Genomic DNA, 14907 nt, shown 5'->3' with positions numbered 1-14907 from the left:
ATATATTTTTATTGTCTTATTGCATTTTTTGAAGTACACCTCGACCAATTATCAGTGCGAAAGCTCAATTTGCCTTTCAGCTACAGGTCAATCCACGAAGATTAATTAAAAGGCTTTGTATCCTGATTGCATGGAGAAAGGCGTCTATCATTTCATTCCGCAGGCAGGCGATTACCGGTATAAATTTGCCGGCATGTAAAGCAGTCCGGGCATCACGGAATGGCTGGTATTGAGCAGGTATTCTAACGCGAACTTTGCGTGTAGGGTAGTTGAGAATGGTAGCGTTTAATTCCATACTCAAAGTTAAAACACATGAAATTTTGAGCAATACCGTGCTAACGGTATATTTTACAGGAGTTTATGTTCGTAAGCCCATTTCACCAGACCGAGCAGATTATTGGTGCCTGTTTTTCTGAAAATATTTTTCCTATGGGTTTCAACTGTACGAACGGATATAAAAAGCTGATCAGCAATTTGTTTATTACTTTGATCCTTTTCCATTAAAGCAATAATTTCTTTTTCCCTTTGGGTGAGTCGCACAGCAGAAGTTTGTTGTTTCAATTTGATGTGTTTGGAGAGCTCATCGAGCACGGTAGGTTGAAAGTAGGTGCCACCGGAAAATACCTTTTCGATTGCGCCGCGCAATTCATCAATTCCACAATGTTTTAACAGGTAACCATCTATGGCTGCTTTTGTCATCATTTCTTCCACCAACAGCCCGCTTCCGCTCATGCTCAGTGCAATGATTTTAATGGACGGAAATCTTTTCTTCACTTCCACAGCAAGTTCAACGCCACTAATCTGTGGCATCATAACATCGGTCAGCAGGATGTCGATAGGTGTTGCGGTGAGTTCCTCCAACAGTAAAATCCCATCAGTATTCGTCGCATCAACACTAAGCTCAGGGAAATTCACTAGTGCTGCACACAAGCCATCGATAACAATCTGATGATCATCTGCAATGGCGAGACGAATTCTTGTATGCATACTCATAACGGTACGTGAATAGCAACTAAGGTTCCTCCGTTTCCGGAACTTGTATTCCATTCTACAGTTCCTTTGAGGAAATGAACCCGGCTGCAAATGCTATTTAAACCCATTCCCTTATTGAAACTGAGTTCGTCGACGTCGAAACCAGTGCCGTTATCTTCTATCATCAATGAAATTCCGCCGGCATCCTGGTTTATTGAGATATCTACTTCTGAAGCTCGTGCATGTTTAAGGATGTTCTGGAAACATTCCTGGATCACCCGGTACAAGGTAAGTTCCTGCATTTTGTCCAGTTTAACCTGTTGCTCCTCTGCCGATAAAATTACCGATAGGTTTTTTTGAGCACTATTGCTGGTCAGGGCTTTCAGTGCGGGAATTAGTCCTTTCGAAAGAAGTACATCTGGCATCATATGATGACTTATACCCCTGATTTCATTACAGCTATCCTGTACCAGTTGGGTAGTCGTTTCGAGTAAGGACACATGCTTTGAATTCATATCCGGATCGGTAGTAATGGCCTGTAAGTTTAGCCAGGCTGCCGTCATGGTCTGGCCAACACCATCATGAAGTTCGGCAGCAATGCGTCTCCGCTCATTTTCTTCCGAATTTATTAAGGCTGCCGCCGCCTCCTGCTCTTGCTGGTAAGCATGCTCGTTGAATATTTTTTCTTTTTTTAACTGTTTTCTTTTCGCGGCAAGATAAACGGCCAGGGATGCTAAAACTGAAATGGCAACAAGGCCACCGATAATTAAATTCTTTCTTTCCAGTTGTATTTTGCTAAGCCTGATTTCCTGCTCTTTCTGCTCAGTTTCAAATACAGATTTCCATTCTGCTATAGCTGCCTCTTTTTTGTCGCCGGATACACTGTCTTTAAGTGTATAATACTGCTTCTGAATCTGCAATGCATCCTCATAATGTTTGTTTTGCTCATAAAGCTCACTCAGCGTTTTCAACGCATATAGTTCACCCTCCCTGTAGCCGGATTGTTTAGCCAGGCCAATGGAACGCTTAAGAAATGTCTCTGCGGAGTCTGGTTTTTTTTGCATCGTGGCCAATACCCCAAAATTCAGCCAGGTATCTGATTGTTGCTTGATATTGCCTAAGGCGATATCAATGGCAAGTGATTTATTGAAATAAATTTTAGCACTATCAGGCCTGTTGCTATACATAAAACAATTGGCCTTATTGTCCAGGAACATGGACTCATATTCAGGCAGTTTCATTTTATGGGCAAGGGTCAAACCCTCTTTATCTATCATCAGGGCACTGTCGATAAGGTTGCTCTGACCGTAAACATTGGCCATTGCGTGAAGCATCAACAGGTAAAAACTCGTATTTTTTTGATCGCCCAGCAAAGATAATCCTAATTTATAATGCTGTCTGGATTGCGCATTATCTCCTTTAAGCTGGAAGAGCTGGGATAGGTTGGCATGTATACCCGCTTGTGAATGCTTATCGCCAATTTCAGAAAAATAGTTAAGACTTTTTTTATACAGCTGTAGGGCTTCGGGGTATTCTCCAAGATTGAATGCTGCATTTCCAAGGCTATTGTAAACTTTCCCCAAAGCAAATTTATCTGTCGTATCTACAGATTTTAATGCTTCCCTGAAGAGATGTCTTGACAGTTCATACCTCGCTAATTTTGCGTGGTAATAGCCCATTGCAACGAGGTAATCTACATTTGTTTTTAAATCTGCCGCAGACGAATTTTTCTTAATGGAATCTGCAAATAACAGCAGGGAATCCTTCTGTAATTTGCTTAACCGACGGATTTCGTTTAGGTCGGTCCGCACAGCGGGGCTATGGCAGGCGCTGATTAATCCTGTAACGGTAAGCGCAAATAGAACAATCTTTGAAAGCATATCAATATTAAAAGCCAGTAAGCTTAATTTCTAAATTTAATTGAATATAGTCATTGAGCATCAATTATTTACAGTTTTTGAAATTAACTTGTTGTACGCTCAACGGTAAACAAAACTATACGATTGATATTTCCATGCAATACCTTTTGAACGGTATTTTCAGGCGCTTTATCGTTGGTTTGCGCCTTGCACCGACTATTCTTGTTCAGCCTTTTTTTAGATGTGTTGCTTCTTTGAATGATGCTTATACAAAGTTTTCTCATTCATGATCGCATCATCAACAGCAGATGGTACTATGGATGAGTGCCCGTTCAGTCAAAGATGAGCTGGATTTTGGCCGGACTTTGGTCGGGTAGAATTGTCACAACCCCGACGAAACCCCGACGAAACCCCGACTTAAGTCCGGCGAAAGTCCCACAAAAAGGTTTAGCTGTCTAGTCTATCCTATGTCCTATACTGGAATAAGTTCACAATATGTATAGTCCTGATATAGCTTTACATGAGTCTGGAAATACTTGACATCGTCCTGAAATTGCTTTGGCTTTAGTGAAAAATGTTAAGCATCATGTAAATTGTAAAGCAAACTTAATAATTTGTAATTCTTTGTAAGGATTTGTCGGAATTTACGACTAACCAATAAAAAAACTTATGGAAAAAAATCGAAATTCTAAGCGCTGGTTGAAAAATTCTTTGTTTGCGTTAACGCTGGCCGGTTTATCAGTTGTAAATTTTTATGCCAACGCAAACATCCGAACAGCTCCCTTCAAACCTGCGCAGTTAATTGTTACAGGAGATACTGTAAAAATGACAGCTGGTGTTCCATTAAGGGCTGAAGATGTAAGTCCTTTGTTAGCAGGGGAGCAAATTCCGGTTTTGCAGCTGCGCAAATCTTCCAGCGAACCGTTTGACTTAAATAAATCGGTATCGGAAACGCCGACGATTCTCGTTTTTTACCGTGGAGGCTGGTGTCCTTATTGCTCTAAACAGCTTTCGGGTTTACAGGAAATAGAAAAAGATCTAAGAACAATGGGTTATCAGGTTATCGCCATTAGTACCGACAGCCCCGAAAATCTTAATAATACAATGGATAAGCAAAAGCTTTCTTACACCTTGTTATCGGATGCGGATCTAAATGCCGCGAGGCAGTTTGGCATCGCATTTAAAAGCCCTAAAAGCTACGATAAATTTCTTCCGGAAACATCAGGCGGTAAAAATGTCGACAAGTTACTGCCTGTGCCATCCGTCTTTATTTTAAACAAAAAAGGAAAAATTCTTTTCGAATACATTAATCCTGATATTACGCAAAGGTTAAGTGGGCCTTTATTGAAAGCAGCCGCCGCCGCGCTCCGTGAAGAAATTTAGCTTACGTACAAATTAAATGAAAAAATTACTTCTGATACCTGTAATGATTTGGGGTACTATAGTAACTGAGTCTCAAATAGACTCTGCGGCATACGAACCAAACAATTTAACAATAGAAAAGCCACCGGTAAAAATTGAGTCAATTACATTTATTGAAAATACTTATTCAATTGCCTTAAAGAAAGCAAAAGCGGAACATAAATACCTATTTGTTGATGCCTATGCAACCTGGTGCGGTCCCTGTAGGCAACTTAAAAATACGACCTTTAAAGACAGCAAAACGGCTGATTATTTTAATAAAAACTTTGTTAACCTATCTGTGGACATGGAAAAGGGAGAAGGAGTGGGGCTGGCATCAAAATGGGAAGTACAGGAATACCCTACACTTTTAATTCTTGATGATAACGGAAAAGTACTTTTTCGTTCGATAGGTTACCTGGATGCAAGGCAACTGATGGCTTTTGGGAAAAAGGCTTTCAACAGCGTTTTAAAATAATGGTTATTGTATATCATATACAATTATGAAAAAGCCCTGAAGTCATCAGAAATCAAAATTGAACATTAAATTTACGTATGCTAATAACAGATTCTGGAAATAATACCACAGATAACAGTGCAGTTAACCCCCATCATTGGGTGAGCAGGTACGCCGATTACCTGTACACATACGCTGTTTTACGCATAAATGATGACGATTTGTCTAGAGACCTGGTACAGGAAACCTTTTTAGCAGCGCTTGAACAAATGCAGAATTTTAAAGGTATTAGCACAGAAAAGACCTGGCTTACGGCGATTTTAAAAAACAAAATAATGGATGTGTATCGGTCGAGGTCGAAAGGCCTTGTAAAAGGCGTTAAGAGCATAAATCCTGATGGCATTGATACCGGTTTTTTCGATGATGATACCGGCCATTGGAATGATCAGCACCGGCCTGCAAATATGGGTATTGAACAGGCAGACGCTGTGGAAAATAAGGAATTCCAGCAAATCTTAACAGCCTGCATGAATAAGCTGCCTGATCTATGGCGTGCGGTATTCTCTATGAAGCACATAGATGATGAAAGCACTGAAATGATTTGCAGTGAACTGAAACTCAGCTCGTCAAATTTTTGGGTCATCGTTCACAGAAGTAAGATCAATTTGAGATCCTGCCTTCAAAAAAACTGGATTTAAATCAATACAGATGAAAGAATTAAGCGAAGCGGAGTTAAAGAAAATAGACTACAATTGCAGAAAGGCGACTTTTTTAATTGAGAAGCAGCAAATTGCAAATATAACACAGACGGAAAAAATGGAGTTAAAGATACACCTGGCCGGATGTTCCATTTGTGTAACCTTCATGCAGCAAAGTGCGGTGATTAACCAGATGGCCAGGAAACTTTTTGATCCGGATTCCGGGGCATTGAAACTGGCTAAAGGATTTAAAGAACAGCTCCAAAAGCAAATAAATAGTCAACTTTTATAGCATTTATGGAATAATTATCACTCCGGCCCGGCTATACCGGTCGGCACTGCTCCGGCTTTTCTGTAGTTAACCATGAATACACCTGTAGAAGTGAGTTTACGCTCAACGATTTCAAAAGCTGCGGGTATGGCTCCATCATTAAAGAGGCGTTTGCCTTTTCCTAATACTATGGGGTGTATGTTGAGCCATAACTCATCTACCATATCGTGCTCAAAAAGGAGTTGAACAACCTCGCTGCTTCCCCAGATTTTGATATCTGAGCCTTCAGAATCCTTAATTTCTTTTATAGCTTCGATGTTTTTTAAGAAGACTACATTGCTCCATTCGGTCGTTTTTACTGTATTTGTAAGTACATATTTAGTTACTTCGTTAATCCCTGGCCAATGATCAGCGTGGGCAGGCCAATATTTCTCCCAAATATCAAAGGTCTTACGGCCCAGAAGCAAGTCGGCCCGCTCCAATTGTTTTTGCATAATGACTGCTGAGTCCTCATCACCATAAGGTGCAACCCATCCACCGAGTTTGAAATCGTTAGACATGTCCTCCTCCGGACTACCCGGACTTTGTATCACCCCATCTATGCTAATGAATGACAGAACGGTTATCTTTCTCATTTCCCTGATTTTTATCCTTTATTTATAATACAAAGTTCCACCATTTGATTCAAATAATAGAGGTGTACACCTGACATTTTAAAGGGCGAAACACGACAGGATAATAGATTGTCTTGGGGCTTAGATTCTGTGGCCTTTTATACCCGTGTTCGTAACGCTTGATATCGGTATGCGCTGCAAGGCATGTCGAATAATGCAATACCAAATTATCTAAGTAATTTATTTTTCTTTACTTTTAATATGCTATGAGAAAATTATTTCTAACCTATATACTTCTCTTTGCGCTTAGTGCAGGTGCTCAGGAAAATAATATTGACTTATCCGAACTTAAAAAAAATGGTGCAAAGGTAAGTTTAAGCCAAAAAATTATTAGCCTGTCCTGGCCAGCTGGTCGAGATCAAATGGGTAAAATTACTCTGGATCTTGAAAATGGCCATGCATTGCTTAAAAGTATCCATCTGGGAAGAGGAAAGTTATTAAGAGAAATTGCATCGGATCTAGATCCGGCATTCGTACTCACGATAGGAAAACGTTCATTGAGCCCGTTAAGTGGGGGCTGGGATGTGTTTTTCGATCGCGTACCTAAGAAACCTTTTCAATCCTACCCGGTTATCCTTAATAAAAGAAAAGCAAAAGTTAGCTCTAATGGGCAGCAGACGGTAATTTCTATTGAAGGGGCTAAAGCTGATCGTTTCATGGGTTCGGTTGAAATAACCCTGTATAACGGAAGTCCACTTTTTAATATTGCAGCAGTATTATCCACCGATTCAGATTCTACGGCAATACTTTATGATGGGGGCTTAGTCAACAATAATGCTTTATGGAAATCGATGGCCTGGGCGAACGTTCATGATAAGCTTCAGCGGGTATCGACTTCGGCGGCAGATACCAGCAGGAATATTGAAGTAAAATACAGGACCATTATCGGAGAAAATCCTGAGGGAAGTTTAGCTTTATTTCCACCGCCACACCAGTATTTTTATCCTCTTGATGAAGCGTTTAATTTAAAATTCACCTGGTATGGGAAAAATTTCCATAAACTCATTCCAAAATTTGGAATGGGAATCCGGCAAGATCCTTATGGTGATAATAGGTATGTGCCGTGGTTTAATGCACCTCCAAAAACACAACAACGCTTAAATTTTTTCTGTTTATTAGATACGGGTAATGCGGCTTCGGCTTTAGCGGAGGTGAAAAAATTTACGCATAACGATTCATACAAACCAGTAGACGGTTATAAAACATTAGCCACACATTTCCATAACGAATTTATTTCAGAGGTGGTTCTTTCAGGCAAACCCGTACCAGAAAAACCTGAATTTGTTGATGTGTTTAAAAAACATGGAATAGATATCGTGAAGCTCGCAGAGTTTCACGGACCAGGGCATCCGAAAGGACCTGATAACGACCGACTAAGAGAACTCAGTGCGCTGTTTGAGCAAACCAAACGTTTGTCTGATGATAGTTTATTGCTCTTACCTGGTGAGGAAGCAAATAATTTTTATGGGGGACATTGGTTGGCCTTCTTTCCAAAGCCGGTATACTGGGTGATGTCGCGAAAGCCACAAGAATCGTTTTTACGTGAAGACCCGAAGTTGGGTAAAGTATATCATGTCGGAAACAAAGAAGAGATGCTTAAATTACTGGAATTGGAAAAAGGCCTTGCATGGACAGCCCATGCGAGAACAAAGGCTTCAACAGGATATCCGGATGCATATAAACAGGAGGACTTCTTTAAATCAGAAACTTTTCTGGGCGCTGCCTGGAAAGCAATACCAGGGGATCTTTCTATTCCGACCCTCAGCCAGCGTGTTTTAAGATTGATGGATGATATGGCGAATTGGGGCTTGCGGAAGCATGTGATCTCCGAAGCAGATATTTTCACTGTCACCCATCAGAACGAGATGTATGCACATCTTAATGTCAATTATCTGCAGCTAGATCACCTGCCAAAATATGAACAAGGTTGGCAGAGTGTTCTGGATGCGATGCGCAAGGGAAAGTTTTTTGTTTCAACAGGAGAGGTGCTTATACCCGCATTTACTATCGATGGTAAAAAATCCGGAGAAACCCTGACCTTACCCGCCAGTGGAAATGTAAAGTTAAGTATGAGTTTAGACTGGACTTTCCCGATGAACTTTATTGATATCGTATCAGGAGATGGAAAGCAAATTTATCGTAGGCGCATCAATTTAAATAATACCCGTGCGTTTGGCAGAAAAGATTTCAGCTGGCAAATAAACCTTACAGGCCGTGAATGGGTTAGAGTTGAGGCTTGGGATATCGCGGCAAATGGCGCTTTCAGTCAAATGATGTGGCTGGATAAGTAGCGTGATTTCCTTTGCAAGACTAGTTCTAACACATGTTCTCGGACCGTAAGAGCTCTGCCCGTTCTGATACTATAAACCTGAAGGAAGAGCATCATCATTCCTTAAAGATTTTGTAAACCAGACCAGACAGTTTAATGGCCGTTTGCCTTCCCTTTCTTCCCGGACAGAACGCTTCAAAATCATGCGGAGCGTAAAAGTTTAACGGCTTGATGTTAATTCTGCTAATCAAAAGAATATAGATGCCGCCACCATCCTCAACAAAGACGTTCGTAGTTTTTGTTACCGGGCATCCGGAACCTTCTGCCGCATCGTCTTTTATTTCCCAGAGCCTCAGCTTTACCACATCATTCCACAGTTTTTTGATTGTATCCGGGTCAATATTCCTGATAATAAAGTAGCGGTTGAGTGCCACAGGTTCATTTGCATAGTCACTATAGTCTTTAGTTAAAATTGCCCGGCCAATTGCCCTCGGTACTTTGCTGTTGATTTTACGATGTTTCGGACGCTCGTATGCATAGGCATTTATGGTGTCTCCCTTTTTGCTTAAGAAGTGCAATAGCGGACCGTGGTTCCATACGCTGGGGTACTGGATGATGATCGTGGTATCCGCAAGCTTTTGCATGGTATTTGCAATTTTACTATCGTTAAGCTGCGTTTGCGCACTTCCAAATAGGAACATGCTTAATAGTAAGAGAAGGGCTAAACAGGTTTTCATGATTTAAAGATGTGGAAGGTGGGTAGAATCCATAATGTCTCCTTATCTTTTTCCTCTGCTAAACATGCATATCTCTTTATTACATTTGCTCCATTATGTATTTGTTATGGCTTCTTCTATGTTCTATGAATTTTGTCCATCAAATGAATTTAAAGAAAGACAATATGCCCCTTCGCCATAGACTTTATGTAATTTATTTTTTGTAAAACTTTGATGCATAACCACTTTCGTCTAAGAACTTTTTAAAGTCTTTTATGTGAAGGATATCTGATATCGCTTTTTTCCTATCGGTTGCTTTTTCATAATAGGCTTCTGTAATTTTATATCCAACCCAGTAGCCAAGGTCAGGCGGGTATCCATTTTTGGGTTTGTAATTATACATCCAATCATGGCTATCCTCCCGATCGTGCATGATTGCTGTGAACTCCAGCCATAATTTAGCTTCATTCGCATTGCCATAACGATGTGTTTGTTTATTTGGGCCTCCGCCAGAAATGAGCTCCCCTATGAAATCAGCACTGCCTTCATCAATACAAGCAGCGAGCAGATCCAGACTTCTCTTTGGAATACTATCCTGCTGGTAGTGGATAAGTTCATGTGCAACAATATAGGGAACTGACGCTGATTGAATCATTTCGGCTCCTATGATTAAGCCTTTTGGATTGGAGTGCCCTCCGGAATTAAACCGGCCAATCACGAAATATACATTAGGGTAGACTGCCTTAGGATAAAGATACTTTAATGCCATAAATGCCGCCCTGCATTGCTTCTCATTGTCTAACATGCTCAGGCTGTTCAGCCTGGCTTTTTCATAGTCATTTTTCCGTTCCCGAATTGTGTTAAGAAGAGCAGTTGCATTTTCTATTCTGCCTTTCATAAATGCCCGTACACCGGCGGAGCCCTGTTTTAGATAGCTATCTTCAAAAGGGTTGGTCTGTGGTTCTGTACCCATCTTATCAAACGCTTTCCAAAAGTTAGTTACGTCTGTTGTTACAAATGATGCCTTAAGCGGATCGGAAACAGATTGTGCAGAGGAAAAATCGGAAAAGAAGATGATGGCAAAAAGTGTTAATAAAGCATTTTTCATATTAATTGGATAAATCTAATCTAAGACGATATAAATTTAAAGTAGGTTGCAGTATCTACGTTATTTGAAATGCATTAGTCACAAGCGGGACCCTTGAGCCAGACTGAATATAACAATAAAAGGGATTTTTAATCCATGCTACAAATCTTCAATTTTCAAAAGCCGATTTAGCAGATTACAAACAGGTCAGACAAGGAGTGTCCTTACGCTTTACTTGTCAAGAAGCCTTCTCCACAAATTCCCCTTTTTCTGATGCCACCTGATTTCCCCATTCAACGATTGCTTTTAAAACAGGTATAAGTGTTTTTCCGAAGTCCGTCAGGCTGTAGACGACTTTAATTGGTGGCTTTTTGCCGTATACCGTTCTTGCTATCAATCCGTCTTTTTCCAATTGCTTCAACTGCAAACTTAAGGTCATTTCGGTAATATCTGGTGCCTCTTTTCGAAGTTCGCTATACCGTTTTTCGCTATCCTGTAAATGATACATAATCACAGTCTTCCATTTACCGCCGATCAGGTCCATCGCAAGGCTCACTGTACAGGGATAAATCTTTCCTTTTAGTTTGATGTGATCAGCAATACACTCTGTTTTCATTTTTTTATCCGAGCTATCCATTTGGATAGTTATTGCAAATATATTTTACTAACAATAGTTTTGCAACTAAAATTTTTATAGTATAAATAAACGAATAAATTATGGCCCTAATTATTTTGGCACATCCTGATTTTGAAAAGTCATTTGCCAATAAAACCATCATAGAAGAAGTAAAGAAGAGCAGCCTGAATGTGTCCATCAGAGACATTTCGGGCTTATATCCAGATTATAAAATCGACCCAATTGCTGAGCAGCGCGCATTAGAGGAACATGAAACCATAGTTTTTCAATATCCCTTTTATTGGTATAATATGCCGGCGATATTAAAGCAATGGTTCGATGTGGTGTTTGAATACCAGTTTGCATACGGTTCCAGGGGCGACAAATTAAAAGGTAAGAACTTTATACCAAGTTTTACTGTCGGTGCCCCCGAACATGGATATAAAACATTAGCGGAGCATCATTTTCGGATAAATGAATTTTGTAAAAACATGGAACAAACGGCCTATTACACACAAATGAATTATATAGATCCCATTTATTTTCATGGTACCTCTTTAACAGCGGGACATACAGTGGAAGAAGTAACTGCAAAAGCAAAAGACCATGCAAAAAAATTGATAGCCAGTTTGAAGGTATTGGAGTAGAAGGCTTTCAATGTTTTTCTTATAAAACTTAATCGACATCAGTAGCCAACCCGCTGAAGCATTTATACTATAAGGAGAGTTGCGTTATGTTGCACCCAATTGCAAAAAAAAATATAAATGGAGTGCGAAAAAAGCGTCTGCTCATTTTTTAAATGGCAGGCGCTTCATGTTATCAACTTAAATTATTTAAGATTTGATGAATTCTAATATGTCTTTATTAATCGTTTCGGCTTCCGTAGTTGGCATACCATGTGGAAAACCCGGGTATGAAATCAATTTTCCATTTGGTAAAAGTTTTGCTGCTCTTGGTGCCTGGTTAAAAGGAACAATCTGGTCGTCTTCGCCATGTAGTACCAAAACCGGGATCTCCACGCTTTTTAAATCTTCTGTAAAATCAGACTCTGAAAATGCCTTAATGCCTTCATAATGCGCCAAAACTGAGCCCATCATGCCCTGGCGCCACCAGTTGTGTTTAACGCCCTCTTCAACTTTTTTACCATCACGGTTCCATCCGTAAAACGCTATCGGGAAATCGTAAAAATACTGTGCCCTGGTAAAACCTGTACCTTGACGAATTTCATCGAAAATTGCCAATGGAACGCCTTCTGGATTGCTTTCGTTTTGAATCATAATCGGGGTAACTGCGCTAATTAATACCGCTTTAGCAACACGTTCTTTTCCATATTTAGCTACATAACGAATTGCTTCTCCACCACCTGTTGAGTGCCCAATGTGGATGGCATCTTTTAAATCGAGGGCCTCCGTTAGTTCAGCCACATCGGCAACATAAGTATCCATGTCATTACCCGTTGCACTTTGGCCCGAGCGACCATGGCCACGGCGGTCGTGCGCGATTACCCTATACCCTTGTTTTAAGAAAAACATGAGTTGAGTGTCCCAATCATCCGCAGATAATGGCCATCCGTGGTGAAAAACGATTGGTTGACCTGTTCCCCAATCTTTGTAATAAATTTCTGTTCCGTCTTTTACTTTAATTGTACTCATGGTTTGATTGTTTAATTCAAAATAGTTATGATGTAATTTAACTCTCGCCTGCAATTCTGGTGGAATAGAAAAGCGGGCAGCTGCCAACACCATTATAATACAATATAAGTGCCTTTTTATAAAGCAATGATAATTAGGGTTTTATGATTTTTGCTTTCTTTTTCAATTACGTTATATCGTTAATTTACGAAGCTTTCAGTAAAATGGGGTGAGACAACAGTAGTGAGACGCTGTCAATCAACGAACTCAAATTTTATTCCCAGCTTCTTGATTTTAGAATTTAAGGTTGTGGATGGAATCTTAAGCATTTCTGCCGCCCCGCCAGTACCAAATATTTTACCGCTACACTTTTTTAAAATGCTGAGAATATGCTCTCGTTCCATTTCTTCCATGGTTTTAATTTTAAAATGCTCAGTTTCCAGAAAATCGATCGGAGCAGCTTTACCAGGTAGATTTACGGTTGTTATGGTGTTTCCCTCAGTTAATAACATCGTTCTTTCTATCAGGTGTTCCAATTCCCTTATGTTTCCGGGCCATTCGTATTGATGCAGGTTGAATAATGCCTCGCTTGTTATGGAGCTAACGGATAGGGATGATTTTTTCTGGTATTTGTTGATGAAATGTTCTACCAGCAATGGAATATCCTCTTTTCGCTGCCTTAATGCCGGCAACTCTATGGGGAAGACATTTAACCTGTAATACAAATCCAAACGGAAGCGGCCTTCAGCAACTTCTTTTTCGAGGTTTCTATTGGTCGCCGTAATAATGCGAACATTTATTTTCCTGGTGTAATTTCCGCCTAAACGCTCAATTTCTTTTTCCTGCAACACCCTTAATAATTTTACTTGTGCCTCTAATGGCAATTCGCCAATCTCATCCAAAAAAATAGTGCCACCATCTGCTTGTTCAAATTTGCCGATGCGTTTGCCATTTGCACCCGTAAAGCTTCCTTCGGTATGGCCAAAAAGTTCGGAGTCGATAAGGCTCAGCGGCAAGGCTGCGCAATTAACGGTTATCAAAGGCTTGTGTTTACGCAACGACAAGTTGTGAATCGTTTGTGCAATCCTTTCCTTCCCGGTTCCGCTTTCTCCCAAAATGAGCACCGATGTGTCATTTGGAGCAACTGCTTCGATTTTTTTGAAAACACTTTGTAACAAATGGCTGTTGCCAATTATACCATCGAAGCCCTTAAAGATTTCTGCTGCGGGTTTTTGTTTAACAGTTGTTCTATCCGTGCCGTTGATTGCAGTTTTCGGCACTTCAATTACAGCATCTTTTGTGTAGATGACTTTATCAACAACTTGTGTCAGGCTAGTTTTTAATTGAGTGATGATTGCCTGATGTGTATTGGTATATATGGCTGATAATTGATGGAAGAATATGGCCTGAAAAACTTCCTCATCTCTTTTGAATTCGGTAAAAACGGCAGATTCCAGATTGTAGCTATCTGAAAGGGATTGTACCCACAACGAATTCATTCTTAGTTTCCTAAAATCGTAACCGTTAAATATAACTTTTCCATTGTGCTCAATGGCTGCGTTATTCCAGGCTTTAAAATCGCGTTTAGCAGTATTGGTTTCCTTTAATAAATCTTCCTGATTCAGAATGTTGAAACTTCCATTAGCTAAGCGTATAATATTAATGTCCTTTGCGCTTGTTTTCGGATTGGATCTGGTAATCCAGAGAAAGTTAAATGGGATAAGGGTTTGCAAAACGTTGCTTATTTGCTTTAGTTTTTCAAAACCTGATTCGTTTTTTTGAATGATAAGCTCAATTTGTTTCGTGACTGATGTCGCTTCATGTTGAGCATATTTTAAATTTTCCTCATGTCTGTACGCTGCAATATCCAGCATAACCATCAAATCCTGCTCGCGAAAAGGTTTTACAAGAAATCCGTAGGGCAGGGTAGCCTTTGCAGCCTCTAAAACCGTTTGGTTGGTATTCGCGGATATATATATGAATGGGATATTCATTTTAGTAAGCTGCGCTGCCAAATCTATTCCGGTTTCGTTGCCTTGCAGAAAGATATCAAGCAAAACCCACGATGGTTCCTTTGCGGCAATTAATTCTAATGCTTTTACCACCGATGGTGCTATGCCGCAAACCTGGTAGCCCGCTTTTTCGAGCATCAGACTCAAATCGTTAGCAACAATAAATTCATCTTCTACAATCAGGATTTTTTGTTTCATGTTATTCATCAGAGCGTGTTTCAAAACCATTATTAATTGATAGTAG

15 protein-coding genes are annotated in these 14907 nt (G+C 40.1%); 6 read left to right on the top strand and 9 right to left on the bottom strand.

Going from position 1 to position 14907, the window contains the following annotated elements:
• Positions 1 to 76: 76 nt before the first annotated feature.
• From ASF92_RS20990 to ASF92_RS07215, 3 genes are read right to left on the bottom strand one after another with little or no spacing between them, the layout of a single operon-like run.
• On the bottom strand, positions 77 to 295 hold the full coding sequence (locus ASF92_RS20990) for a hypothetical protein (protein WP_157263770.1): 219 nt from the start codon (positions 293 to 295) through the stop codon (positions 77 to 79).
• 53 nt (positions 296 to 348) lie between these two features.
• Entirely contained in the window at positions 349 to 987 is a 639-nt protein-coding gene (locus ASF92_RS07220; RefSeq protein WP_056090081.1) for a response regulator transcription factor, read from the bottom strand.
• Between the two features lie 2 nt (positions 988 to 989).
• The gene (locus ASF92_RS07215) at positions 990 to 2852 is read right to left on the bottom strand and encodes a tetratricopeptide repeat protein (protein ID WP_056090079.1); all 1863 of its coding nucleotides are present in this window, start codon (positions 2850 to 2852) and stop codon (positions 990 to 992) included.
• A gap of 648 nt (positions 2853 to 3500) precedes the next feature.
• Between ASF92_RS07215 and ASF92_RS07210 the strand changes: the two genes are divergently transcribed.
• From ASF92_RS07210 to ASF92_RS07195, 4 genes are all read left to right on the top strand, one after another.
• On the top strand, positions 3501 to 4214 hold the full coding sequence (locus tag ASF92_RS07210) for a peroxiredoxin-like family protein (protein ID WP_056090076.1): 714 nt from the start codon (positions 3501 to 3503) through the stop codon (positions 4212 to 4214).
• Positions 4215 to 4230: 16 nt separating this feature from the next.
• On the top strand, positions 4231 to 4710 hold the full coding sequence (locus ASF92_RS07205; RefSeq protein WP_056090073.1) for a thioredoxin fold domain-containing protein: 480 nt from the start codon (positions 4231 to 4233) through the stop codon (positions 4708 to 4710).
• 77 nt (positions 4711 to 4787) lie between these two features.
• Positions 4788 to 5387, top strand: a complete 600-nt coding sequence (locus ASF92_RS07200; RefSeq protein ID WP_056090071.1) for a sigma-70 family RNA polymerase sigma factor — start codon at positions 4788 to 4790, stop codon at positions 5385 to 5387.
• 10 nt (positions 5388 to 5397) lie between these two features.
• The gene (locus ASF92_RS07195) at positions 5398 to 5679 is read left to right on the top strand and encodes a hypothetical protein (protein ID WP_056090067.1); all 282 of its coding nucleotides are present in this window, start codon (positions 5398 to 5400) and stop codon (positions 5677 to 5679) included.
• Between the two features lie 17 nt (positions 5680 to 5696).
• On the opposite strand, the gene ASF92_RS07190 is transcribed toward ASF92_RS07195, so the two are convergent.
• The gene (locus ASF92_RS07190; RefSeq protein WP_056090064.1) at positions 5697 to 6293 is read right to left on the bottom strand and encodes a dihydrofolate reductase family protein; all 597 of its coding nucleotides are present in this window, start codon (positions 6291 to 6293) and stop codon (positions 5697 to 5699) included.
• A gap of 245 nt (positions 6294 to 6538) precedes the next feature.
• On the opposite strand from ASF92_RS07190, the gene ASF92_RS07185 reads away from it, so the two are divergent.
• Complete coding sequence (locus tag ASF92_RS07185; RefSeq protein WP_056090062.1) at positions 6539 to 8623, top strand: hypothetical protein; 2085 nt, start codon at positions 6539 to 6541, stop codon at positions 8621 to 8623.
• A gap of 94 nt (positions 8624 to 8717) precedes the next feature.
• Here ASF92_RS07185 and ASF92_RS07180 read toward each other — a convergent pair whose 3' ends face one another.
• The 3 genes from ASF92_RS07180 to ASF92_RS07170 all read right to left on the bottom strand — a co-directional run bounded on the left by ASF92_RS07180 (position 8718) and on the right by ASF92_RS07170 (position 11020).
• Positions 8718 to 9338, bottom strand: a complete 621-nt coding sequence (locus ASF92_RS07180) for a hypothetical protein (RefSeq protein ID WP_157263768.1) — start codon at positions 9336 to 9338, stop codon at positions 8718 to 8720.
• Between the two features lie 193 nt (positions 9339 to 9531).
• Positions 9532 to 10425, bottom strand: a complete 894-nt coding sequence (locus ASF92_RS07175) for a DUF2268 domain-containing putative Zn-dependent protease (RefSeq protein ID WP_056090055.1) — start codon at positions 10423 to 10425, stop codon at positions 9532 to 9534.
• A gap of 217 nt (positions 10426 to 10642) precedes the next feature.
• The gene (locus ASF92_RS07170) at positions 10643 to 11020 is read right to left on the bottom strand and encodes a helix-turn-helix domain-containing protein (RefSeq protein WP_056091074.1); all 378 of its coding nucleotides are present in this window, start codon (positions 11018 to 11020) and stop codon (positions 10643 to 10645) included.
• Positions 11021 to 11121: 101 nt separating this feature from the next.
• Between ASF92_RS07170 and ASF92_RS07165 the strand changes: the two genes are divergently transcribed.
• Positions 11122 to 11667, top strand: a complete 546-nt coding sequence (locus tag ASF92_RS07165; RefSeq protein WP_056090052.1) for an NAD(P)H-dependent oxidoreductase — start codon at positions 11122 to 11124, stop codon at positions 11665 to 11667.
• 186 nt (positions 11668 to 11853) lie between these two features.
• On the opposite strand, the gene ASF92_RS07160 is transcribed toward ASF92_RS07165, so the two are convergent.
• Both ASF92_RS07160 and ASF92_RS07155 read right to left on the bottom strand, forming a co-directional pair.
• Positions 11854 to 12672, bottom strand: coding sequence for an alpha/beta fold hydrolase (locus ASF92_RS07160; protein ID WP_056091071.1), 819 nt, complete (start codon positions 12670 to 12672; stop codon positions 11854 to 11856).
• A 233-nt stretch (positions 12673 to 12905) separates the two neighbouring features.
• Positions 12906 to 14861 carry a sigma 54-interacting response regulator gene (locus tag ASF92_RS07155; protein WP_056090049.1) on the bottom strand — a complete coding sequence of 652 codons (1956 nt, stop codon included), beginning with the start codon at positions 14859 to 14861 and terminating at the stop codon, positions 12906 to 12908.
• Between the last annotated feature and the right edge of the window lie 46 nt (positions 14862 to 14907).

Origin of the sequence: Pedobacter sp. Leaf176 (assembly GCF_001424305.1) — a bacterium.
In the GTDB taxonomy this organism is placed as follows: Bacteria; Bacteroidota; Bacteroidia; order Sphingobacteriales; family Sphingobacteriaceae; genus Pedobacter.
The sequence above is the reverse complement of the archived record's forward strand: the minus strand, read 5'-3'. Positions and strand labels throughout refer to the sequence as shown.

Coding starts and splice junctions, on each gene's coding strand:
- ASF92_RS07205 (WP_056090073.1), top strand. CDS start 4,231: ATGAAAAAATTACTTCTGATACCTGTAATGATTTGGGGTACTATAGTA.
- ASF92_RS07210 (WP_056090076.1), top strand. CDS start 3,501: ATGGAAAAAAATCGAAATTCTAAGCGCTGGTTGAAAAATTCTTTGTTT.
- ASF92_RS07175 (WP_056090055.1), bottom strand. CDS start 10,425: ATGAAAAATGCTTTATTAACACTTTTTGCCATCATCTTCTTTTCCGAT.
- ASF92_RS07160 (WP_056091071.1), bottom strand. CDS start 12,672: ATGAGTACAATTAAAGTAAAAGACGGAACAGAAATTTATTACAAAGAT.
- ASF92_RS07195 (WP_056090067.1), top strand. CDS start 5,398: ATGAAAGAATTAAGCGAAGCGGAGTTAAAGAAAATAGACTACAATTGC.
- ASF92_RS07155 (WP_056090049.1), bottom strand. CDS start 14,861: ATGAAACAAAAAATCCTGATTGTAGAAGATGAATTTATTGTTGCTAAC.
- ASF92_RS07200 (WP_056090071.1), top strand. CDS start 4,788: ATGCTAATAACAGATTCTGGAAATAATACCACAGATAACAGTGCAGTT.
- ASF92_RS07215 (WP_056090079.1), bottom strand. CDS start 2,852: ATGCTTTCAAAGATTGTTCTATTTGCGCTTACCGTTACAGGATTAATC.
- ASF92_RS07180 (WP_157263768.1), bottom strand. CDS start 9,338: ATGAAAACCTGTTTAGCCCTTCTCTTACTATTAAGCATGTTCCTATTT.
- ASF92_RS07220 (WP_056090081.1), bottom strand. CDS start 987: ATGCATACAAGAATTCGTCTCGCCATTGCAGATGATCATCAGATTGTT.
- ASF92_RS07165 (WP_056090052.1), top strand. CDS start 11,122: ATGGCCCTAATTATTTTGGCACATCCTGATTTTGAAAAGTCATTTGCC.
- ASF92_RS07170 (WP_056091074.1), bottom strand. CDS start 11,020: ATGAAAACAGAGTGTATTGCTGATCACATCAAACTAAAAGGAAAGATT.
- ASF92_RS07190 (WP_056090064.1), bottom strand. CDS start 6,293: ATGAGAAAGATAACCGTTCTGTCATTCATTAGCATAGATGGGGTGATA.
- ASF92_RS07185 (WP_056090062.1), top strand. CDS start 6,539: ATGAGAAAATTATTTCTAACCTATATACTTCTCTTTGCGCTTAGTGCA.
- ASF92_RS20990 (WP_157263770.1), bottom strand. CDS start 295: ATGGAATTAAACGCTACCATTCTCAACTACCCTACACGCAAAGTTCGC.